This window comes from Mycolicibacterium rutilum (genome assembly GCF_900108565.1).
In the GTDB taxonomy this organism is placed as follows: Bacteria; Actinomycetota; Actinomycetes; order Mycobacteriales; family Mycobacteriaceae; genus Mycobacterium; species Mycobacterium rutilum.
The window spans coordinates 83,860-106,605 of record NZ_LT629971.1 but is presented as its reverse complement, the minus strand read 5'-3'; the positions used below and the strand labels follow the sequence as shown (position 1 = coordinate 106,605).

General features: G+C 62.4%; 18 protein-coding genes. 4 read left to right on the top strand and 14 right to left on the bottom strand.

Features of this window, described 5'->3' with window-relative positions:
• Positions 1–8: 8 nt before the first annotated feature.
• The 3 genes from BLW81_RS00455 to BLW81_RS00445 all read right to left on the bottom strand — a co-directional run bounded on the left by BLW81_RS00455 (position 9) and on the right by BLW81_RS00445 (position 3,472).
• On the bottom strand, positions 9–923 hold the full coding sequence (locus BLW81_RS00455; protein WP_157897522.1) for a class I SAM-dependent methyltransferase: 915 nt from the start codon (positions 921–923) through the stop codon (positions 9–11).
• Complete coding sequence (locus tag BLW81_RS00450) at positions 920–2,146, bottom strand: lipopolysaccharide biosynthesis protein (RefSeq protein ID WP_083405482.1); 1,227 nt, start codon at positions 2,144–2,146, stop codon at positions 920–922. The genes BLW81_RS00455 and BLW81_RS00450 overlap by 4 nt, the downstream gene beginning before the upstream one ends.
• 97 nt (positions 2,147–2,243) lie before the next feature.
• Positions 2,244–3,472 (bottom strand): IS3 family transposase gene (locus BLW81_RS00445; RefSeq protein ID WP_157897520.1). Its coding sequence is split into 2 segments (ribosomal slippage): positions 2,244–3,160 and positions 3,160–3,472, totalling 1,230 coding nucleotides; the frame shifts between segments, so codons are not numbered across the junction.
• Positions 3,473–4,034: 562 nt separating this feature from the next.
• Between BLW81_RS00445 and BLW81_RS00440 the strand changes: the two genes are divergently transcribed.
• Positions 4,035–5,288, top strand: a complete 1,254-nt coding sequence (locus BLW81_RS00440) for an O-antigen ligase family protein (RefSeq protein ID WP_157897521.1) — start codon at positions 4,035–4,037, stop codon at positions 5,286–5,288.
• On the opposite strand, the gene BLW81_RS00435 is transcribed toward BLW81_RS00440, so the two are convergent.
• The 3 genes from BLW81_RS00435 to aepX are packed head-to-tail and all read right to left on the bottom strand — an operon-like array spanning position 5,273 to position 8,922.
• Positions 5,273–6,454 carry a phosphonoacetaldehyde reductase gene (locus BLW81_RS00435; protein ID WP_083405480.1) on the bottom strand — a complete coding sequence of 394 codons (1,182 nt, stop codon included), beginning with the start codon at positions 6,452–6,454 and terminating at the stop codon, positions 5,273–5,275. The genes BLW81_RS00440 and BLW81_RS00435 overlap by 16 nt on opposite strands.
• Positions 6,455–6,460: 6 nt before the next feature.
• Positions 6,461–7,615, bottom strand: a complete 1,155-nt coding sequence (aepY, locus tag BLW81_RS00430; protein ID WP_083405479.1) for a phosphonopyruvate decarboxylase — start codon at positions 7,613–7,615, stop codon at positions 6,461–6,463.
• Positions 7,612–8,922: a phosphoenolpyruvate mutase gene (gene aepX, locus BLW81_RS00425; protein WP_083405478.1), complete on the bottom strand. Its 1,311-nt coding sequence runs from the start codon at positions 8,920–8,922 to the stop codon at positions 7,612–7,614. Before aepX ends, aepY begins: the two co-directional genes overlap by 4 nt.
• 266 nt (positions 8,923–9,188) lie before the next feature.
• On the opposite strand from aepX, the gene BLW81_RS00420 reads away from it, so the two are divergent.
• Together BLW81_RS00420 and BLW81_RS00415 are read left to right on the top strand one after the other, a co-directional pair.
• Positions 9,189–10,417, top strand: a protein-coding gene (locus BLW81_RS00420; protein WP_157897520.1) for an IS3 family transposase whose coding sequence is annotated in 2 segments (ribosomal slippage) — positions 9,189–9,501 and positions 9,501–10,417 — 1,230 coding nt in all. Because the reading frame shifts where the segments join, the coding sequence is not laid out codon by codon here.
• A 68-nt stretch (positions 10,418–10,485) separates the two neighbouring features.
• Positions 10,486–11,142 carry an arsenate reductase/protein-tyrosine-phosphatase family protein gene (locus tag BLW81_RS00415; protein ID WP_322788807.1) on the top strand — a complete coding sequence of 219 codons (657 nt, stop codon included), beginning with the start codon at positions 10,486–10,488 and terminating at the stop codon, positions 11,140–11,142.
• A gap of 34 nt (positions 11,143–11,176) precedes the next feature.
• Here BLW81_RS00415 and BLW81_RS00410 read toward each other — a convergent pair whose 3' ends face one another.
• From BLW81_RS00410 to BLW81_RS00380, 7 genes are all read right to left on the bottom strand, one after another.
• A complete protein-coding gene (locus BLW81_RS00410) occupies positions 11,177–12,568 on the bottom strand; it encodes a tyrosine-protein kinase domain-containing protein (RefSeq protein WP_083405477.1) in 1,392 nt (463 codons plus the stop codon).
• A gap of 153 nt (positions 12,569–12,721) precedes the next feature.
• Positions 12,722–14,566 carry a DUF4012 domain-containing protein gene (locus BLW81_RS00405; protein WP_083405476.1) on the bottom strand — a complete coding sequence of 615 codons (1,845 nt, stop codon included), beginning with the start codon at positions 14,564–14,566 and terminating at the stop codon, positions 12,722–12,724.
• A 19-nt stretch (positions 14,567–14,585) separates the two neighbouring features.
• A complete protein-coding gene (locus BLW81_RS00400; protein WP_157897519.1) occupies positions 14,586–14,942 on the bottom strand; it encodes a hypothetical protein in 357 nt (118 codons plus the stop codon).
• A 225-nt stretch (positions 14,943–15,167) separates the two neighbouring features.
• Entirely contained in the window at positions 15,168–15,848 is a 681-nt protein-coding gene (locus BLW81_RS00395; RefSeq protein WP_083405474.1) for an LpqN/LpqT family lipoprotein, read from the bottom strand.
• Positions 15,849–15,936: 88 nt separating this feature from the next.
• The gene (locus BLW81_RS00390) at positions 15,937–18,687 is read right to left on the bottom strand and encodes a helix-turn-helix transcriptional regulator (RefSeq protein WP_083405473.1); all 2,751 of its coding nucleotides are present in this window, start codon (positions 18,685–18,687) and stop codon (positions 15,937–15,939) included.
• Between the two features lie 107 nt (positions 18,688–18,794).
• Positions 18,795–19,115, bottom strand: a complete 321-nt coding sequence (locus BLW81_RS00385) for a hypothetical protein (RefSeq protein ID WP_235632129.1) — start codon at positions 19,113–19,115, stop codon at positions 18,795–18,797.
• 91 nt (positions 19,116–19,206) lie between these two features.
• Complete coding sequence (locus tag BLW81_RS00380) at positions 19,207–20,148, bottom strand: endonuclease/exonuclease/phosphatase family protein (protein ID WP_235632128.1); 942 nt, start codon at positions 20,146–20,148, stop codon at positions 19,207–19,209.
• An 84-nt stretch (positions 20,149–20,232) separates the two neighbouring features.
• On the opposite strand from BLW81_RS00380, the gene BLW81_RS00375 reads away from it, so the two are divergent.
• The gene (locus BLW81_RS00375; RefSeq protein ID WP_083405470.1) at positions 20,233–21,804 is read left to right on the top strand and encodes a PE-PPE domain-containing protein; all 1,572 of its coding nucleotides are present in this window, start codon (positions 20,233–20,235) and stop codon (positions 21,802–21,804) included.
• Here the strand turns inward: BLW81_RS00375 and BLW81_RS00370 are convergent, their stop codons facing one another.
• The gene (locus BLW81_RS00370; protein WP_083405469.1) at positions 21,805–22,686 is read right to left on the bottom strand and encodes a cyclopropane mycolic acid synthase family methyltransferase; all 882 of its coding nucleotides are present in this window, start codon (positions 22,684–22,686) and stop codon (positions 21,805–21,807) included.
• Positions 22,687–22,746: the final 60 nt, after the last annotated feature.

Here is a 22,746-nt window from a genome sequence, read left to right as displayed (position 1 = left end):
AGGCAGAGTCAACTTACTCGACGGGCTACGACGACTAATTTGTTTCCGCCACCGAAGAACTCGACCGCCGCAGATGCGATCGGATACGCGCGCGCCATGGCGCGGTATAGGCCCGGTTGACTGTCGCCCTCGCTTTCCCTGTCGAAAATGTTTACCATCTTTCCCCGCGGTGAGGTCCAACGGTCAACCCAAACGATGCCGAAACCGTTACGTGCCAGTAGAGTACGCAGGCCCTGCAGCGTGAGGTAGACCTTGTGCTCCCAATAGTAGAGCGGGGCGCTGGCGTCGAGGTGGCCTCGGCTTGCGCGATGACTCGCGCGGACTGCGGTTCTCAGCAGGAAACCCGCATCTGGCGTCTCCAAGAAGGTGATACCCCCGGGTGCAACATACTTGAGAGCTGACGCCAACAAGTCGACAGGCTCGTTCGTGTGCTCAACGACATCCCACAGGGTGACGGCGTCGAAACCGCCATCTTCGGCTTGGGAAGAGGCACCTTCGGGTAGGCAGGCATGCAGACCGCGTCCCTTCGCGGCTTCCACAGCGGCCTCGTCGGCATCCATGGTGAGCGTGGCAACGTTTTTACCCTCGAGCCAGGCCGCATAGTTACCGATTCCACCGCCGTAGTCGAGCACCCGCGTGGGCGCCCGACCGAGCGCTTCGACCATCGCGTCATACGCCTTGGCGTAGCGCGCATGATAGGCAGCGATCGTTTCTGGATTCTTGTACAAATCGAAGGCTTGGATGCCTTTATAGCCTTCCCAGTACGTGCTGACGGCGTGCTCGCCGCCGCTCCATGACTGTGACCCGCACCCTATGCAGCGATGCAGCCGACGCAGTGCTCCTTCGGCCGTTACCGTAATTGTCGTCGGCTCGGTAATGCCGAGGCAGGCGGGGCATGTGGGAGCTCCCGGCGGTCTGATCACTTGGGTTTCCCTTCATCTGCTGTCACCAACGAGGATCGTCTAGGTCCTCGCAGTCCTACGCCAACACCGCATTCGAAGAATCCTCGCGCCAAGAGAGCGACGAAGATCAGCCCTTGTCCGATTAGCGCGCCCACCGCGGCGCCGATGGCGCCGCTATTCAACGCGCCGAGATAGACGCATGGCAGGAGGGCTAGGTTGCCGATCAGCATGATCAAACCGGCGGAGCGTACTGCAGACCGGCCCCGCGCCTGCAAGAAGAAACACAACAGGATCGATGGGCCGGACAACAGCGCTGTAACCGCAAGGATTTGCAGGACTGGCACTGAATCGACGTAATCTGTCCCCACGAGCATTGGGACGAGAGGTGCCGCGAGGAATACCGCCAAAGATGCGACCAAGACAGGAACGGTTCCCGCCGCGAGGAAGAGGCAGAGCTGTCGGCGAGAGACTTTCGGCCTCCGGACCATATGTGGAAACGCCACCATCCCGCCGGCTTGAGTAACAAGATTCATCGGGCGGACGAGTCGAGCTGGCAGGGCGTAAATGCCGGCGCCCGAAGTGCTTACTAGAGCTACAACAGCGACATCAAGATCCCTAACTTGCTCGCCAACCTGGCTAAACCAGTACGGAATGTCGAGCCCGACGCGGGCCGCACGATTCTTTATGCTGATCGGTCGAAGCGCCCGCGCCCACGATTCCTGCGTAAACCACCCTTGGACGTAGGAAATCAGCGCTCCAATCACCATGCCTGTCACTAGGCAAGAGAGACCGTCCAAGCCCAGATGCAGGCCGGCGGCAAGGCAGAGCACCTGTGGTAGGCGCCTCGAGACATATGACGGGATTAGGAGATGAGATTTTCCATCGATTATCGAGATGCCATTCCAGACCTGAGTGATCTGCTCGATCACGAGCCAAATCGCGGCCGGCAGAAGGATTAGGAAACGACCATCCTTAACAACCAACCATAATGCGAGGCATCCGAGTGCCCACACAACTCCGCTTGCATAGGAGTAGCGGAGTCGCACGATGAAGAGCAGGGGCAACTCGGGGTCCTCGGCGTCGAGGCTGCGGCGGTACTCGATCTGACGGATGATGCCGAAGCCGTTCAGCGCAATCATGATCATCAGTAACGCAATTGCGGTCGAGGCGAAAGCGAACTCAGCGGGCGTCAAGGAGCGGGCGAGCAATACCGTTACACCCAGCTGCAACATCGCAAAGATCACCCGCGCCGATGTGGACCATACGACCTGTTGCCCGAACTTCCGAAGAATGGTTCCCCCCACCGGGCCTTGACCCCGGATGTTGGACACGGGATTTGGATTACGCAGCTTCTGGCAGCGTAGCTGATGTGTGGGTGTTTTCGTAGCTGGCCGGGCTGGAATAGCGGCAGCGGGAGTGCCTCCGTTTCAGGTTGTAGCGGACCAGCCAGCGGAACACTTCGCGGCGGCAGGTAGCAGCGTCGGTCCACTGGCTGCAGTCCTGCAGGATCTCGCGTTTAACGCTGGCGTTGAACGATTCGGCGAGCGCGTTATCGGCACTTGACCCCACCCCACCCATCGACTGGACGACGCCCAGGTCTGCGCAGAGTGCCGCGAAAGCCTCTGAGGTGTACTGACTTCCGTGATCTGAATGGAACACAGCACCGGCCAGTGAACCCCGCAGCGACTCGGCGGCGATGAGGGCATCTTCGACGAGTTCGGTGCGCATGTGCTCAGCGATCGCCCACCCCGCCACGCGGCCGGAGAAGCAATCGATCACCGTCGCGAGATACAAATTCGACCCGGTCGCCAAGGGCAGGTAGGTGATGTCTCCAACGTACTTTTCGTTGGGTGCCGCTGCGGTGAAATCCCTGTTGAGCAGGTCCGGGACCTTCTGGTTGGCCGGATCCGGTGTGGTGGTATTCACCCGGCGGCGGCGTCGGTAGCCGGCGATCTTGGCCGCCCGCATCACCCGTGCCACCCGCTTGTGGTTGACCCGCTCACCCTCGGGCACGCCATCGTTGAGCTCGGCGGTGATCCGCGGCGCCCCGTAGGTGTTGTCCGCCTCATGGACGGTACGGATCCGTGCGGCCAGCGCCTGGTCAGCCGCTTCACGAGCGGCGCGGCCATCGGCACCAGCAAGCCAGGCGTAGAACGAGGAACGCGCGATCTCGACGATCGCGCACAGCCACTTCACCGGGTAGGCGTCGAGGTGGTCGGCGACGAACTGGAAGCGGCTCACCAGTTCGTCTCCCCGGCGAAATATTTGGCCGCCGACCGCAGAATGTCTCGCTCGGTGGACAACCGGGTCTTGTCCGCACGTAGCTGCCCTACTTCGGCACGTAGCCGGGCCAGCTCCTGGTCAGGAGTTTCCGCGCCCGGTACTGGTGCGGCACCCGTGGTGGGGTTGCGGTGCCGAATCGGCACCCCAGCGGCCTTGCACCAGGCCGACAGCGTCACTCCACTGATACCGAGCTCGTCAGCGATCTGGGTGATCGTCGCGCCCTCAGTGTCTCGGTACAGCGCCACCGCGTCACACTTGAACTCGTCGGGATAATTTTTCCTTGCCATCGCGTTGGATCATCTCGCTTCCCCCCGCCAATCATGCGGGATTCAGCGTGTCCAACATCTGGGATCAGGCCCCACCCCCACAATCAACGTCTCATGCAGCCGTCGCCGGCTTTGCGTCACCCCACCGACGCTCGGCAAACTCTAGTCGAGGGCCGACGCATTCGCTGCGCTACCGGCCTATACGCCACGAGTTTAGTTCTTACGAGCGATGATGGCTGCCGGGAAGGCGCCAAGCGGAACTTGAGCGCAAATGCAGGCAGTCGCGTTTTCAGGTCGAGCAGCCTCAAGGAAGGTCGTACGTGGCTGCTAACCGCCGGTATCATGTCGGTAGCCGATCGACCGTAGTCGGCTCGCTGGACGAGCGCCGAGAGCAAAGAGACTGTGCGTTCGCAGCCGCGCGTGCGGGTGGGGGCAATTGTTTAGCACAAACGAATACCTTCGCGATGAGCGGCATGCCAAGTCAGCCGCCTCCCGCGGTCTATACGTCAATCCTCGGTGGTTCACACTCGAGCGACTCGTCGTCATGTCGCTCCCCTTTATGTTTTATGGGCTCTCAGGGTCAATGCACATCGCGTACGCCGACTTCATCTTTCCGTTTTTGGCACTGGTCACCTTCGCGGCCCCAGCGACGAAGCGCCAGCTTTCGGCTTTGCGTCCGCTGGCTTACTTCGCTTTGGCGATGCTGACGCTGGTCGCATGTTCGACGCTTGTCGCCTCGCTTTTCGACCCAGGATTCAACGCGAAACTAGCTGTCCTAAACACGATCAAACTTGTCGTCGTATTCGCCTACGCGGTCGTCTTCGCGGTGTACGCGGCGATTTTGACGCGTGAGCAGTTTCTCAGCCTCCTTCGTCTGTGGGGATGGACCGCGACCGTGGTGTCTATTGCTACGGTGTTCACCGCTGTGGGGCTCGTCCAAATAGTTCCATTTTCATCCGACGGCGCGCGATCGCAGGGGTTTTTTCAGGACCCCAACCTTTACGGGGGTTATCTGACGCTTTCGCTTTGCGTTATCGTCGCCGCAGAAGTCATGAAAACCTCTTATTGGTCGATCTTGCAGATACTGTCGGTGGCAGCTGCAGTAGTCCTGACGGCTTCTCGCGGTTCGATGATCACACTCGGACTCGTGGGGGTTCTCGCTTTGGTCTTCGTGGCCACATGGAAAGTTCGGATCGTCGTCGGCGGTCTGGGCGTCGCCTCAGCGGCGCTATACGCCGTTGGTACGGGATTCAGCGTGCCGTGGCTGAGCCCGGCCATCGCGAGATTGGGGGAAGCCGGACGGTCGGTCGGGGAGGATCCAAGACTGCGCATCTGGCGACGCGCGGTGGACATCTGGAGTGATCAACCCGTCTTCGGTGTGGGCATCGGGCAATTCGGCAGGTTCACGATCGATGTCAACGGTTACGACGAGCACGACGTGGGTCAGATCGCGCACAACACGTTCTTAAGTTTTCTTGTCGAAAGTGGAATTCTCGGACTCGTTCTTTGCGTCGGGGGAATGGCGTTCCTGGTGTTTCGCCTCCTCCTGGATCGCCGGATAGAGGGTCGTCTTCGATACGCGCTCGGCCTCGGGGTCTTCGCAATTTGCATCGGGATGTTCACACTGAATTTTCAGAACGTTCGGTACATGTGGGTGTTTATTGGCTTGATTTGGGGGTTTACAGTATGGCAAGGGAAGGCGGTCGGATACCCGCGCACACCTCCTACTACACGAAAACACGATGTCGACGCGCCGTATACCGTGTCGCCTGGCGCACGACATGCCGCGCGGGAACACGCAGGCACTCAGCCGATCATCCTTCATCGCGACCTGTGAAGTATTTCGCAAAGGTCGGAATGGGACATTTCAATCGGATTGTTGGACAGTCTCTCTAAGTTGACGCATTGCGCGAGCGCCGGGTACGCGGCCGAGTCGACGCCGTAATGGTGTAGTCCCAATTTAAGATTCACACTTGCACAGAATCGCCGGAACCAATCACCCAATTCAGAAGGCTCGCGCAGTCCAACTGCATCTGAGAGAGCGGCCATCGAAACTCGATGGGCCTGCGGCGGCAACGCTCCTTGCAGTTTGTCAGCGCCAGCGGACGCATGCGCCACCGCGAATGCGCTGAAAGTCAAGGCAACCGCGTGTCCGTGGGATATGCCGTACTGTTTAGTTAGGGCGTACGACATCGCGTGAGGGCCAGTCGTTTTAGTCTCGTCGATGGCTCTACCGGCAAGGTGGCTTCCGGCAACCACCCGTTCCGCCATGTCATTATTGCCGGCCACCCATTCAGGCAGCGCCGGAATCAGCAGGGCGAGTGCCTCAACAGCGAACCGGTGACTCTCCGCGGTAGATGCGACAGCCCAGATACTTTCCATTGACTGGCACACTGCGTCGATTCCCGACGTAGCCTTCTGATATGGGCTTGCGCTCATCGAAAGCTCAGAGTCGAGAATGACGTAGTCGGCTCGCAACGATGCAGAGGCCACCGAGTGCTTCTCGGATCCAACATAGACGACAGCGAAATGCGTAGCCTCGCTTCCGGAGCCAGCGGTCGTTGGTAGCAACACAAGATCGGGCTGATCGGACGGCAGCCGGCTAAAGTCGCCTGCCTTATATGAGTGGAGATCGGCCATCAAGTCAGTTGTGCCGGCGAACGCACGAACCAGTTTCGCCATATCCAACACACTTCCGCCGCCGATTCCCACTACTAACTCAGGATTGAACTGAGCGATCTTTGACAGCCCACAGGCGAGATCATCCGTACTGGGATTCGGTTCGAAGTCTGACCACCTGTCTATCGTCGCGATGGGCGCGAGTCCTGCGACCACCCGAGCCGCGCCGGAGCTATCGAAGCTTCTTTTCCCGGTGACGAGCAGAATGCGACTGTATCCGTGTCGCTTCGCGTACTCGGGCAGGCTGTCGATGGCGCCGCGACCGAAGACGCCGGGCCGGTCCCCGTGGGGAAGGGCCCTTGGGGCGGAGCTGTTATCCTGCACTAGTTTTCAGTCCGCATTAAGCGCTCTGGCATGGCTTCGAACGTTCTCCATGAATGCCGTTTTGTTCTCTGCCGGTGTCGTTGTTGGGCGGCCAAGATCTGATCGGGCACCAGGCTTTACCAATATCTCGATAAGGGTGGGGCCACCGTTCTCACGCATCTTCGCGACCGCAGATGGAATTGCGTCAATCTCGTTTACGCGCAGGGCGCCTCGGTACCCGGCAGCCAGGGAAAGCGCAGGAAGATCCACGTTGCAGATAGCCGTAGGTTGACCCCCGACGCTGTCGTGAACTCCGTTATTGAACACGACGTGATGGTAGGTCGGCGGTGCCTGGCTGGCGACATTGGTCAACGCGCCAGCATGCATGAGGAGTGCCCCGTCACCGTCCAGACACCACACCTGCCTGGTCGGCTCCCTCAGTGCCACGCCGAGGGCGATCGAGGAGGCGTGGCCCATCCCGCCGACAGTCAAGAAATCTGATGGCTCGGTGGCGTTGGCGACGCGATACTCGTAGAGTTCGCGACTTAACATGCCTGTGGTCGAGACGACTATGGCGTCCGTGCCTAGCGTATCTATCACTCTCTTCAAGGCTGCCTCTCGAGTGGGCAGATTCGAAGCCAACGGAGTGACGGTTACGCCTCTCCTGGGTCGATCGAATGTGTCCTTCTCCACGAGGACGACGACGGGGCCTTGGCGCGATACCGCTCGCTCCAGCGCATCTCGGACCGACGTCAGTGCGTCCTCCTGGTCGCGAGGTAGAACGGTATAGGGGACTTCTATTGCCTCCAACAAGGCTTTCATCACTCGCCCCTGCTTGACGTGCTGAGGCTCGTCCTTTACCCCCGGTTCACCGCGCCAGCCCACGATCAGAAGCATCGGGATCCCATAAACCTCCGGATCGGCCAATGAGAGTAGGGGATTCACCGCGTTGCCGATGCCTGAATTCTGTAGGTAGACCGCCGCGAGTTCACCGGTGCGAAGGTGATGGCCGATCGCCATCGCTACAGCCGTTCCCTCGTTGGCTGCAATCGTGTGCTCGTCTGGCGTAAGGCTTGATGCGAAATGGGAACCGAGATTCTTGAGCAGACTGTCCGGCACTCCTACGAAGTAGGACACCCCACCGCGGAGCAATTCGCCACAGAAAGTCTCCGGGGAGATCATGCGCGATTCTCGGGGATGATCGCCAATGCGTCGGAGACTGAAGTCAACATCGTGTCGGCTTCGCGTGCGCGCCCATGCTCCAGTATCGAATGCGCGACTTTCGACATCTGGGGATATGCCGCGCGCATCAGATGATTCGCATAAATGACGACACTCACACCGTGGTCGATGAGTTCGCTCTCGTATACTTGGTCGTAGCTGGTGGGCACCACAACGATGGGAACGTGGTTGGGGTCTCGTCGGAAGGCGTCGATAAACTCGAATATTTCGTCGGGTTCCTTCGCCCTGGAGTGAATCATCACTGCGTCCGCGCCGCTTTCTGCGTATGCGGTAGCACGCCTCAGGGCGTCATCCATACCTTTACCGAGAATCAGGCTTTCGATCCTCGCGATCACCATGAAATCATCCGTGATCTGTGCCTTCTTGCCCGTCGACAGTCGGAAACAGAAATCGTCAATCTGCGACTGCTCCTGAGCGACTTCCGTCCCAAAGAGTGAATTTCGCTTGAGCCCTTCTTTGTCTTCGATGATTACGGCCGATACGCCAAGTCTTTCCAACGACCGCACAGTGAATGCGAAATGTTCGGGCTTTCCGCCGGTGTCACCATCGAAGATGAGGGGCTTAGTGGTGACTTCAAAAAGTTCGTTGACTGTCTGTAGTCGAGATGAGATATCGACAGCCTCGATGTCCGGTTTGCCCCGCATCGTGGAATCGGTTAGCGAGGAAGACCACATGGCGTCGAATTCACGAATCGCACCATTGACCTTCACAGAAGCGTTCTCCACGATTAAGCCCGATAATCCGCTGTGAACTTCGAGCACTCGAACGATGTCTTTACTGTCAATCAGTCGACGCAATCGAGAAAGGCGGATGGCCGGTGTGGTGCCGACCTGTTTGAGCGCGAGATTTAGTTGCGTCGAAGATATCCCCTCCGTATATGAAACTTCGATGAGCCGTCCGCCCCATGTCGCCAGGGTGTCTATAACGCGCTGACGTGTTTCGCGTTGTACTCCGGTGCGCCAATCGTCGCCATGTACTACGAAGTCGGGACGGAGTTCGAGCAGATTCGGTACGTAGTCGAGGGTGTCCTGCGGTACGACGCGATCTACATAGCGCAGGCTGCTGACGACCTCTAGACGCTGCTCATAGGTCATATATGGTAGCCGCTTGTAGCTCGCTATCGCTTTGTCGCTGAGGAGACCGACTATTACCGAACCATGTGTGGCCGCAGTCTTCAAGACATTTAGATGCCCCGGGTGAACAAGATCAGCACTCATTCCCACATACACCTGTGGATCCGAACTCATTCTCTCCCCCTATATATGCGATCAGCCTGAACGCCAACGCACTGAATTAATTGCAGATTCCAGTATGTCAAATCTTAGCCGTTCCCGGTTTCGTCGACTATAAACGTGGGTTTCAAGACAACGCTGTCGCCATGTCCTCAATCGTTCCGGCGCGCAGCAGTTGGCGTTCGTCAGTCACGGTGGAAGCGCTCATGGGGCCTGATCCCAGATGTTGGACACGCTGAATCCCGCATGATTGGCGGGGGGAAGCGAGATGATCCAACGCGATGGCAAGGAAAAATTATCCCGACGAGTTCAAGTGTGACGCGGTGGCGCTGTACCGAGACACTGAGGGCGCGACGATCACCCAGATCGCTGACGAGCTCGGTATCAGTGGAGTGACGCTGTCGGCCTGGTGCAAGGCCGCTGGGGTGCCGATTCGGCACCGCAACCCCACCACGGGTGCCGCACCAGTACCGGGCGCGGAAACTCCTGACCAGGAGCTGGCCCGGCTACGTGCCGAAGTAGGGCAGCTACGTGCGGACAAGACCCGGTTGTCCACCGAGCGAGACATTCTGCGGTCGGCGGCCAAATATTTCGCCGGGGAGACGAACTGGTGAGCCGCTTCCAGTTCGTCGCCGACCACCTCGACGCCTACCCGGTGAAGTGGCTGTGCGCGATCGTCGAGATCGCGCGTTCCTCGTTCTACGCCTGGCTTGCTGGTGCCGATGGCCGCGCCGCTCGTGAAGCGGCTGACCAGGCGCTGGCCGCACGGATCCGTACCGTCCATGAGGCGGACAACACCTACGGGGCGCCGCGGATCACCGCCGAGCTCAACGATGGCGTGCCCGAGGGTGAGCGGGTCAACCACAAGCGGGTGGCACGGGTGATGCGGGCGGCCAAGATCGCCGGCTACCGACGCCGCCGCCGGGTGAATACCACCACACCGGATCCGGCCAACCAGAAGGTCCCGGACCTGCTCAACAGGGATTTCACCGCAGCGGCACCCAACGAAAAGTACGTTGGAGACATCACCTACCTGCCCTTGGCGACCGGGTCGAATTTGTATCTCGCGACGGTGATCGATTGCTTCTCCGGCCGCGTGGCGGGGTGGGCGATCGCTGAGCACATGCGCACCGAACTCGTCGAAGATGCCCTCATCGCCGCCGAGTCGCTGCGGGGTTCACTGGCCGGTGCTGTGTTCCATTCAGATCACGGAAGTCAGTACACCTCAGAGGCTTTCGCGGCACTCTGCGCAGACCTGGGCGTCGTCCAGTCGATGGGTGGGGTGGGGTCAAGTGCCGATAACGCGCTCGCCGAATCGTTCAACGCCAGCGTTAAACGCGAGATCCTGCAGGACTGCAGCCAGTGGACCGACGCTGCTACCTGCCGCCGCGAAGTGTTCCGCTGGCTGGTCCGCTACAACCTGAAACGGAGGCACTCCCGCTGCCGCTATTCCAGCCCGGCCAGCTACGAAAACACCCACACATCAGCTACGCTGCCAGAAGCTGCGTAATCCAAATCCCGTGTCCAACATCCGGGGTCAAGGCCCCATCGCCTCGCCGCGGTACGGGATGTGTACTAATGAGGCTTACGAACCCCCGGTTCGCGCGCTCGACGCTCTCCAGATACATACTGGATTCGACTAGGGCCGGCAAACAACTCTGGCGGACGCCAGAATTGGCTTCAAGGAAGGGCTTGGAGGAGTCCGCGATGCATGTGCTGTTCGTCTGCACGGGAAACATTTGCCGTTCCCCGATGGCTGAACGCCTGATGCTTGCGTATGCGGGCAGGTCCGGGATCAGGCAACTCGAGGTATCAAGTGCTGGGACACACGCACTTGTCGGGCACCCCATGGAGCCCTCGGCGGCGCGCGTGCTGGAAGACCTGGGAGGTGAGCCATCACAGTTCTCTGCTCGGCAACTGACGCCGCCTCGGATCACAGGGGCTGACTTAGTCCTTTGCATGACGAGAAGCCACCGTGACGCGGTCCTGAGACTCGCACCGCAACAGCTAAATAGGACTTTCACTCTCGAAGAAGCGGCCCGATTGAGCAGTGAAGGCAAGACGCAGCGTACTGCCGAGTTCGCAGCGATACGCGCCCACGTTCCGTCAGGAGATGCCTTGGATATACCTGACCCGATCGGCAGGAATGAGGCGTACTTCCGAATGGTGGGTGAGCGGATCGCGCGTGTGTTGCCCCCTATCCTAGAGGTGTGCCGTAACGAGTTGAGTGCATAGGCCGGCGAATCGACGCAATCGCTGTCTTCAGGAGTCATTGTTTCTTCTCCCCGCCGGACGACCGCTTCCGTTCGTCGCCCGTGGGACCGTAGTACGAGTAGCTATAGGACGATGCTGCCCGTACGGGCGTCATGGTGAGAACGGCGCCAAGAAGGCGGGCACCGACAGCCTTCAGGTTCCCTACGGCATGTGAGAGCTGATCGCGCTTTGTTTCGCCATAGCGGGCGATCACCAGGACACCATCGGAGTTCGCTGCCAGGATCGCGGCGTCAGTAACGGCGAGAAGTGGGGAAGAGTCCACGATGACGAAGTCGAAATTCGCCCGCAATTCTGCAAGCACTTTCTTGGCGGACATTGAGCCGAGTAGCTCGCTGGGATTTGGCGGAATCGCTCCGGACGTAAGCACTGAAAGCCCAGGAAATCGAGTCTTCTGCAGCACGTCTTTCAGCGTCGCGCGGCCGGTCAGAACGGTGCTGAAACCAACTGACCCAACCAGATTGAGGTATGCATCCAGTTTGGGGCGCCGCATATCACCGTCGATCAAAACTACGCTGTGTTCAGCTTCCGCGAGGGCGAGCGCGATGTTGAGCGCGGTAGTGGACTTACCTTCGCTCGGCAGTGAGCTGGTGACCACAAGTACGCGTGGAGGATTGTCGACGTCGAGAAACTGCAGATTCGTGCGAAACTCGCGAAATGCCTCGGCGATCGAGGAGTGGTCGTTGTCGAAGGATATCCCCGGTTCCTTTCGCCGGCTCTTGTCGAGAGGTATGTTCGCGACGACACCCACTGTCGTGATTTGTTCAAGTGTCTCTTCGTCTTTGACAGTGTTGTCGAGTAGATCCCGGATGATGGCGACGCCGACACCGAGCAACAGGCCGAGGACAAGGCCAACAGTGACATTTCGTGAGGTCTTCGGATAAACGGGGTCGGCTGGAATCGAGGCGCGTTGCTCGACAACAACTCGTGCGTCAGGCTTCGCCCCCGCTTCTGGTGTTTCGAGTTCGCGAACCAGGGAAACGAACTCATCCGACAGGGCGTCCGCTGCGTCGCGTGCTCGAACAGGCGACTCGTCCAATACCTGGACGTCTATGAGAACGGTGTCTGGTTTCGCGCTCGCACGAACGTTCCCCCGTAGCTCTTCCGCGGTCATGTCTAGGTCGAGTTTCTCGATGGTCCGCTGTGCAACTGTTTCACCCATCAGCAGCTCCGTATAGGAGACAACGCGCTGCTGCGAGAAGAGATTGCCCTGGTAGATCTCGGTCGCCGACGCTCCGGTAGTCGTCGAAACGAACAGACGGGTGGTCGCCTGGTAAAGAGGCGTCGTCAGGAGGCTGATAGCGACCGCAATGAGTACGGCAATCGCGGTAGTCGCGCATATCAGCATCCAACGATTGCGCAGCAGCTTGATGAGATCTTGAATATTCAACGCTTGCCCTTCACTACCGGCAACCTTTCGCGGCCCCATCAAGCGCGGGCGCGACTCGTAAGAACATATGTTGAGGTCGCGTGGAGTCCGGCGGACCACGCAAGACGTGCACCGACCGATAACTGAACGTGGACTCCCTCCGGATACTCAGCTCTAGCATTGTGGCACCGACATATTCGGCTCGACAGCGTCGACCAAGGGTTGAATCGGTACGCGGGGTATGCCTGGAGTCGTGGGCTCCGACAGGAGATATTTCACATCAATGGACTGTCCACGAGGTATCGCCACCTGAACTTCGAACACCGGGTGTCCCCTGTCCGTGCCCGTGAAGACCGGAATCTTCTCGCCGTTCGCGACAGCCCCCTTCAGTTTTGCACCCGTGGTTGCCACGAGAGATACGGACGTCACGTTGGTGCCTGGAGGGATGTTAGTAGCGAGTCCCGGTGGCAGTCCTCCGATACTGGCTACATATTCTGGTAGTGGTGCGTCGGGAGCCGTATTCGACAACCGCACCGTTACAGTCGATTCTCGTGTGTCGCCACGGCAACCATCGGCCGCGTACTCGATTTCGCGCCTGAGGTAGTAATCGAGCTTGTTTCCTCCGAGGTTGTTGATAACGATCCCCGCGTACGGAGCTGCATCATCGGGAATTACATGGGCTAACGGGGTCTGCTCAAGTAGCGCTTGATTCGTCGTCGACGCGCTCCAAACTGCGATGCGTCCCTCGCTCACGGCTTTCCCGAGAGCGTCCAATAGTAGGCGTGGTGACTTGACCTCACCGGTCGTCTTCTTGACTACTTCGCTGGCGATGTCTTGAAGGTACTGCTTGCGGGCACCCTGATCTGTCGGAAAACGGCTGTATACCGACGATTCAGTTAACTCAACGACATTGTCCTGAGTTATTTCCTCTCCGTCCGGCATTATCACCGGGCCGACCGCGCCGAGAATGTAGCTCAATGCCACCGGGTCGATAGCGACGACACCGTCGACCTCCGTTCCGGATAGCTCGGCCCACATCGAGCGCCAGATCTCCGCTGCATAGGGGAAATGGGCGCTGAAGTTGCTGTTACGGAAATCGGTGAATGGATTGGCGAAGCCATACTGGGACGAAAACTCGGGACCCAGATTGAGTGAGGAGGACGAGCCCGCGAGTTCCGTATTAGGTCCCAGCTTGTCCACCGTCGGCTTGCCGTCGTCGAGGCGAAGTATGCCGAAGCCGCCGAGCATCCCGCCGGTGCCCCGCGCTTCGGCATTGGTCTGGAACGCCATGAAGTAACTTCGGGGTCCCTCCGCGCCCATCATCGACGGTGCGAGTTGCGCGGCGAGGTCAGTGTATTTGAGCAATCCTGTGACGTTGGCGGACTGTTCCTGAAGTTGGGTGCGCGCGTCGGCCAGCACGGCGAGATAAGCCGGTTCCGAAATAGCTCGGGCTTGTCTCTCCAGCTCGGCAGCCGATCTGGAAATCGTATTCAACCTCGGAGCCGACTCGCGTAGGAGTTGAACGTCGATGCGTCCGTCTTGAAGGAGTCGATCCGGTGAGAGCACTTCCGCGATATCCGCCGCCGGCTGCATGACGTTCGTAGCCAGGCCCTGCACCACATCGGCGATCTGCTGGCCCGTCTTCAACGGGCTACCGACCCACGGGATAACCGCTGCAATGTTCCATGGCAGCGAATGTGTCGCGATCCTCGCTTTATTGGCGTGCGATTCGGCCCGGTCGACCCACCGCGCTGTCGCTGCGGAGTCTCCTTTGAGGAGGGACTCGCGCGCTCCGGTGACAGCGGAGCGCGCCTGCTCCAAGTTCGACTTTGCGGTGAACGCTTCAAACGCGAGCCAGCAACCGAACACTGCGAGGAGGATCAGAACCGCAGCAGCTAGTGCGGTGTTGCGTCGGTTGAAAAGCCTCAGGCGCCAGCTCGGAGTGTCATCCGCATCGACAGCATCGTCATCGAACTCGTTCGACTTACGCCGGAACGGGTCCCGCGAAAAGATTGGCACTCAGACGGTTTCAGACCGATCAGCAGCCGCGGCCGACGCCGACGAATCCGTTGCCGTAAGGCGACAAGTGAACCGCACCACCGAGGAAGCAGGCTTCGAAGTCAAGCCCGAAGAGGTTCGGGAAGGTGAACCCGAACAGCGGCTGGAAGTTAGGGTTGGCCGGGCCGAACCAGAAGAGCGAGTTCTGGGTCGGTGTGTCAGCGAGTGTCACGCAGGCCGATGGGTCGAGCACGCAGTCGAGTTCGACGTCCACGTCGGCAACGGGCGCCGGCACGGCCGGAAGTGCGTTGGCGACCGTTGCGGGACCGACCAGCCCAGCGGCCGCGATGGCTGACGCAGCGGTTGCAACACGAACCTTGGAAAGAACCGATGTCATAATTTCCCCCCTCCAGAGAATTAGCTGTAGCTTCGCACTCTTCGCCCCGCCTGTCAACTGGAACGACACAGTTTTTGTGAGGTTGCCGAAGGTGGCTGGGAAGACACCGGCACGGCGTCTGTCCAGCGATCCGCTCGGGAAGCGACTGGTCGTCGGCTGGCAGGTGAGTTCTTCTACTATTCGGCCTGACCAGGGGTGCGCGGAAGTCTGCTATCTAGTTTGCGATCAGGCGACCGGATTGATCTTCGCGCCCATGGCGATCTCGGCACTCCCGGCCGCCAGCGCCTGCACCTTTTCGGGCTGGCCGGGGGCCGACCCGTTCAGCTGAATCATGTACACGCCGTCGGCGGCCGGGATGACGGCGGTCATCTGGCCGATGGCGCGCTTCTGGCCGTTCTTCATGTAGGCGCCGCCGATCTGCGTGGCGTCGGTTTCACCCAGCTTCGTAGGGCTGCCTACCTTCGGACCCTCGTAGCCCTCCAGCGTCTGGATCTCTTTCGGCGCGTACTCCATGATCTTCGCGGGGTCGACATTGCCGGTGAGCTTGGTGACGTAGGTGATGATCCGCGGCCGGTCGCCGCCGGCGGCGGGGTCGGTCACGATCACCGCGTCATACGCCCGTTCCGGCATCGTGGCCAGCCGACCCCACCCCCGCGGGACCGGCAACTCGATCACCGGCGCGCCGGGATCGCCTGGGAGAACCGGGGTTTCGACGATCCCGTTCTGCTGGATGTACTCCGCGATCGTCATCTCCGGCGCGGCCTGCTCCGGCGTCGCGCTGGTCTCGCTTGTCTGCTCCGCCGACGTCGACTCCGCCTTCTCACCGTCCGACCCACAGCCGGCCACACCGATGCCCAACGCCACTGCCACGATGGCGACAACCCCCGCCGTCGATGACGACCTCATGAAACCCCCTCGATCGCAACGTCGGCCCTAGCCTACGGTCGGCCAACTCCGAACGCAGGCATATCACCGCGGAACCAACTCCCGGCTGCTAGCCCTCGTCGCCGAAGATCCGGCCGAGCTCCGCGCGCGACTTGATACCCAGCTTGCGGTAGATCCGCGACAGGTTCGTCTCGACCGTCTTCGGGCTGATGAACAACGCGGCCGCCACATCCTTCGTCGTCATCCCCGTCGCGACCAGCTCGGCCACCCGCTGCTCCGACGCCGTCAGCCCCAGGTTCCCGCTGGGCGCCGTGCTCAGTCGCGCCAGTTCCGCGCGCGCCCGCTCCGCCCACAACGGCGTGCCGAGCTGTTCGAACACCGCGAGCGCCTCGTTCAACGTCGCCCGCGCCGTGTCTTTCTGCCGCTGCCGGCGCTGCAACTGGCCGAGCAACAAAAGTGTGCGCGCCCGCTCGAACGGCATCGGCAGCCATTCGTGATGCGTCAACGCCTTCTCGGCCATGCTGACGGCCGCCGGGACATCCCCGCGCGCGGCCAACCACAAGCTGCGGCCCCGCGCACCAACCGCCAACATCCACGCCCGGTCCACCATCCGACCGTTGGTCTCCAGCGTCTCGATCATCGGCACGGCTTCGTCGACGCGGCCAAGAGCGATCATCGCCTCGACCGCATCCGGCACGTACTCGACCGTGATGATCTCGGTGCCCGGGATGTAGGGGAACCGCTCGATCAATGGCTGCAGCGTCTGCAGCGCCCGCTCGTGATTGCCGAGCGAGACCTCGAGGAAGCCGACGCTCACCGCGGCCCAATCCGCCAACCGCGGGGAACCGCATCCCGCGGCGAGCTCCATCGCTTCCCTTGCCGCGGAACGTGTTGCAGCCTCTCGGCCTGTGTACGACGCCACAAGCGACTGGATGACTTTCGCGATGATGCGCATGTGTTCGCCGCCCAGCTGTTGGGAGCGTTCGACGGTCTCCGCCGCGATCCGGGCCGCCTCCTCGTAGCGGCCGCGCCAGATCTCGATCAGCGCGGTGAACACCGCGACGAAGATCAGGTCCGTTTCCGCGCCGCGCTCGATGCACCGGTTGCGCACCACGGCCATCTGCTGGCTGGCCTCTTCCAGCCGACCCGCCCACGCCAACAGCAGCGCGTTGTTCGCCTTGGGTCGGAATGCGATCGGCGCCTGGCTATGCGTGTCCTGCAAGGCGAGTGCCCGCTGGATGCTGGCCCAGTCGATGCCACGTCCGCACATGCAGGCGATGGTCGCGCGTACCGCCAGCACCTGGCTCGTCAGGTCGTGGTGGCCGACGTCCTCGGCGTAGGCCGCGGCCCGTTCGACGTTCTGCAGTGCCCGGCCGAAGTCGCCCTCGTTGAGTTGGGCGTAGGACAACAGCAGCAGCGTGCGGACCCGGACCTCGCGGTCGCCCTCGTCGTGTTTGAGCGCCTGCTCGAGCATCACGACGGCCTGGCTGAAGCTGTTGTTGTGAATTCGCATGGACGCCAACAGGTTCAGCGCCATCGCGCGGTGCACACCGCGGGGCACCCGGTCAGTCAGTCCCTCCAGCAGCTTCTCGGCACGGGGGAGATCCCCGGCGTGCAGGTATTGGTCGGCGGCGTCGATCCGTCGCACCGGGGTGTCGCCGCCCAGTCCGATCGCCAGTTCGAGCAGTTCGGCCGCGGCCGCGGGCGCGCCCCGCGCCCACGCGGTGGCCGCCGCCTCGTCGAGCGCCTCCAGCGTCGACGGGTCCGCGCTCGACGCCGCCAGCGCCATGTGCCGGGCCCGCGATTCGGGGCTGGAAACTTCTTCGGCCAGCGCCCGGTGCATGGCTCGGCGCGCACCGCGCGTCGCGTCGGTGTAGACGCTGCGCGCCAGCAGCGGATGGGCGAACGCGACGCTGTCACCGTCGATCGAGACGATACCCTTTTCCGTTGCCTCGGCGAGTAATTCGAGGGTCCGCTCGGGGGTGTTGCGGGTGACGCGGGCGAGCAGATCAACCGTGGGTGTGGCCGCGGCCGCCGCGGCCAACAACAGGACCTGCGTCTCGGATTCCAGCCGGCCGATGCGTTGGCGCATCAATTCGGCGAGCGTCGCCGGCAACACCGACTGCGACGCGCCCGTCTCGATCGCCCGGGCGAGTTCGAGCGCGTAGAACGGGTTTCCGCCGGAGATATCGGCGATCCGCACCATGGTCGGCCGCGGAAATGACCGGCCCAGACGCGCCGAGACCAGCGCGTGCAGACCGCCCAGGCTCAGCGGGCCGACGTACACCCGGCCGACCTCGGCTTCTTCGCCGAGTTTCAGCCACTGCCAGGCGCCTTCGCCTTCGTGCTCACTGCGCTCGGTGAGCAGCAGACCCACCCGGCCGGTCAGCCGTCGCGCCGCGAACGCGATCACCGCATGGCTGGACGGGTCGAGCCACTGCACATCGTCGAGGGCCAGCAGCAGTGGCCGCTCGTCGCTGAGTCGTTGCAGCGCTGTAGTGAAGGCCGCCGCGACCACACCCTGATCCGTCGACGGACCGCCGCCCTCGGCGCGCAGCAGCACCCGGTCGACGGCGAGGCGCTGCACCTCGGGCAGGCCCGCGAGGACGTCGGGGTCGACGTCGCCGAGGAAGTCGGCGACGGTCGCATAGGCCAGCGCGGTCTCCGCCTGGGCGGCCCGCGCGGACAGGACGCGAAAGCCGCGTTCCTCGGCTTCGGCCATGCCCGCGAGCCACAGCGTCGTCTTGCCGACGCCGGCATCACCTTCGATGACGAGTGCCGACGGGGAGCGTTCGGCGGACAGCAGAAACTCTGTCACCGCCCGAAATTCGGCCGGACGCTCGATTACCCCAACGGCCATGACCTCCCCATCCCAAACAGCTTGTCGACCATACCGCGCTGTTCGGTACGGACGCAGGCTCGGCGGGACAGGTTAGGACGTTCGGGGGACAGCCTTTCGTGGCGATGTCAAAGAGTTGCGGCTTGGCCGGTTTGATGGTGGCACTGGCGAATTCGCGTGCCGACGTGGGCGGACAGTCGCTGGTGCGGCGCGCCGGCGGCCAGGCAGGTGCGCGAAACGCTCTCCTGATTCTCGGCGCCGAAAACGCCGTACAGAACCTCGTCGGTCGGGACGGACAACGTGACGAGCAGGCGCACCGGCGTGCCCTCATCGGTGGCGGTCGCGGCGGCGGCATCGAGGCGGGCGACGATGTCGTCGACCGACTGCTCGCTCAACTCCGGCAGGTACCACTCGGCGAGGTAGCACGCCTCCCCGTCAATGCTGTCCACCTGACAGACGGTAGCCATTCGTCAATGGAACGGAATCCGGGGTTTCCCTACGTTCCCGACGATTTCTTCCCTATGCAAGGAAATTCGTGGCTCACCTTGGCAGCACGATGTCGGCCACCAGCGCGCGGTGATCCGAGCCGGGGATCGACACGGTCCGCACAGACGTCGCGGTCGCGTCGCGGGTGAGGATGTGGTCGAGGGCGAACACCGGCGGCACCGCGATGTCGGCGGGGTGGGTACGGGTCAGTCCGGCGCCGGCCTGCTCGGCGGCGTCGCGGTAGCCGTCGCGCAGCAGCGCGCGGAACTCGCGCATGTCCGGTGTGCTGTTCAGGTCGCCGGCCACCAGCACAGGGCCGGGGGAGTCGGCGGCGATCTGCTGCAGCGTCGCCGCCAATCCCGCCATGTCCTCGCGCCAACCCTCGAACGGGTCGGGCCACGGCGCCGACATGTGCGTCGTGACGACCGTCGTCTCCACCCCGGTGCCCGGCACCGTGACGCGCGCGGTGAGCAGGCCGAGCCAGAACTCGTCGTACAGCGTGCCGCCGCTGAGCGGATACCGGCTCCAGATCCCGACCCCGGCCGGCCCGTCGCGCGGCTCCAACACCCGATACGGAAAGTCGGCGTCGAGTCCGCTGAGGCGCTGCGCTTCCTGCGGCGTGAGTTCCTGCACCGCCAGCACGTCGACGCTGTCCGTGGCGAGGCGCACGACGGAATCGGCGTCGGCGTCGCCGTAGCGCAGGTTCACCGACGCGAACCGCACCGTCACGCCGGGCGGTGCCTCGTCGGCGACATAGCCCGGTAGCTGGGTGGCGACGACGGCCGCGGTGAGCCCGACCGCCAGCAGCGCCACGAACCAGCGCCGCAGCGCCGCGAACACGATCGCGGCCGCCGGCGCGCCAAGCATCAGGTAGGGCGCCGCCGCCGCGATCACGAGCAGCGGGAGGTTGACGAGCGGTACGAAGCGCACCGCGAACGCGACGGCCGCGACCGCCAGCGCCACCGCGCCGGCTGCCGTCCACAATCGCCGCATCATCAACTGGCCTTTCGTGGAAATCCGATCTTCTGAAAATGCTCAGAATTACCGCTTGAATCCTGCGTGATATGTGAAGGTTGACACATGCGTAAAGCGGGTCGCTTAATCGTGCTTTTCTTCGTCAGCCTGCTGAGCACCGCGCTGCTCGGCGTCGTCACGGCGCTGATGTCGGCGGTCAGCCTGGCGGCCACCGCGCTGATCGTGCCCGGCACCGGAACGCCGGACGCCAACGTCGTCAAAGACTTCAAGGAGAACGCGCAAACCCGGTACCTCGCGCCGTTTTCCAACTGCGACGACGCTACCTGCACACTCGACGGAATCGACTATCCCGCATCGTTTTTCCCGCTGGTGATCTTTCCCGGCTGGTGCGATCCGGGCCGCTGCGAGACCTGGAACACCTCGGTCGGCACCGGCGTCGAAAACCTCTACACCGCGCTGGACACCATGGAGGACCCCGACGGCTTCACCGTCTTCGGGTACTCGCAGGGCGGCGCCGTCGTCTCGAACACCTTGCGGCGCATCGCGAAGGAGGATCCAAGTCTGTTCGACAAGATCTCGTCGGTCGTGATGATCGGCAACGCCTACAACCCCGACGGCGGGCTGTTCACCCGCCTGGGCTTCCTGCCGACGATCCCGTTCCTGGACATCACGTTCGGGCCGGCGACGCCGACCAACACCGGCGTCGAGATGACCACGATCGGCTTCGAGTACGACCCGGTCATGTACGCGCCGCTGTACTGGGGCAACCCGCTCGCGCTGTTCAACGCGTTCGCGGCGTTCGACAACGTGCACGGCTACTACCTGACCCCCAACGGCAAGGGCCCCGACGACCCGATGGCCTACGGGTACACGAACCAGGAGTTGGCGGACATCCTCGCCACCGGCTGCCCGGGCGCGTACTGCCGCGTCGACGAATTCGACAACAAGTACTACATGATCCCGGCCAAGAGCCTGCCGATGATGAACCTCATCATGGGTGCGGTGCCCGAACCGCTACGGCCCTTCGTGAAGCCGATCGTCGACCTCACCAGCCCGGTGGCCAAGGTGCTCATCGACCTGGCCTACGACTGGAGCGGTGACCCCGGCAAGACCCGCTGGCTGTCGATCCTGCCGTTCAGCCCGACGACCAACTGGCTGAAAGTGAGCGTGGACCTGGCCGTCGCCGTCGTGCAAGGCATCTCGGATGCGATCAACGGCGGCGCGACGATTACCGTCCCGGCCGATGAGGTGGAGACGCTGGCCGCGACGTCGCAACGCTCCGCCCGGTCCACCGAGATCACCGGGTCGGACCCGAAGCCGAATCTGACCCTGGTGGACAACGAGACTCAGCGCGATGAGCCCGAAGAAACCGACGGCGCCAAGGAAACCGACGGCACTGAGGACGACGCCGACGAGAACGAGGGCACCGACGAGGAGATCGGGACGGACGACGTCGTCAACGAGGAAGAAGGCGTCAAGGACGACGAGCAGCCGACCGACGCCGTGGAGGGCGACGACGAAACCGTCACCACCGACGACGGCCAGGACGCCGGCGATACCAACGACGCCGGCGAGGACGCGGACAAGGACGCCGATAAGGACGCTGACAAGGGCGCCGACAACACCGCCGCCAAGGCCGACAAGAACGACAAGGACGCCGACAAGGCAGCCGCCTGATCAGTCCTTCGCGTAGGTGACCAGCAGGACGTCGATGTATTCGTCGGCGAACTTCTGGGCGCAGCCGCGCAGGTACTTCATGTAGCGGTCGTAGACGGTCTGCGACTGGATCGCCACGGCCGCGTCCCGGTTGGCCTCGAGCGCGTCGCCCCACAGCGTCAACGTCTTGACGTAGTGCTCGCGCAGCGACACCACCTCGTCGACGGTGAAGCCGGCCCGCTCGGCGTGCGTCCACAGCATCTGCGTCGACGGCAGCCGCGCGCCCGGGAAGATCTCGGTGATCATGAACTTGATGAACTTCAGCACGTCGATCGACAGCGGAATCCCGCGCGCCCGGAACTCCTCCGGGTGGTAGCTGATGCTGGTCTGGATCGTCATGCGCCCGCCGGCGGGCAGGATGTCGTAGCACTTGGCGAAGAACTCGTCGTAGCGCTCGAAGCCAAAGTGCTCGAACGCCTCGATCGACAGGATCCGGTCGACGGGTTCGTCGAAATCCTCCCAACCGGTCAGCAGCACCCGCCGGCTGCGGTCGGTGTCCACGGCGTCGAGCAGCGCGGTGCTCGCGGCGTGCTGGTTGCGGCTCAGCGTCAGGCCGACGACGTTGACGTCGTGGCGCTCGACGGCGCGCTTGAGCGTTGCGCCCCAACCACATCCGATGTCGAGCACCGTCATCCCGGGTTCGGGCGCGAGGCGGTCCAGATGCAGATCGACCTTGGCGTACTGCGCCTGCTCGAGGCTCAGCTCGGCAGGCTCGAAGTACGCGCAGCTGTAGATCCGGCTCGGATCCTGGAACAGCCCGAAGAACTCGTCGGACAGATCGTAGTGGGCGTGGATGTTCTCGAAGTTCTTGCGCATCCGCGCCGAGACGACCGCGTCCCCCATACTTCAGCCTTCCCCGTTGGCGATTGGGAGCGATTCAACCGCATCTGCGGCGCGACCGCT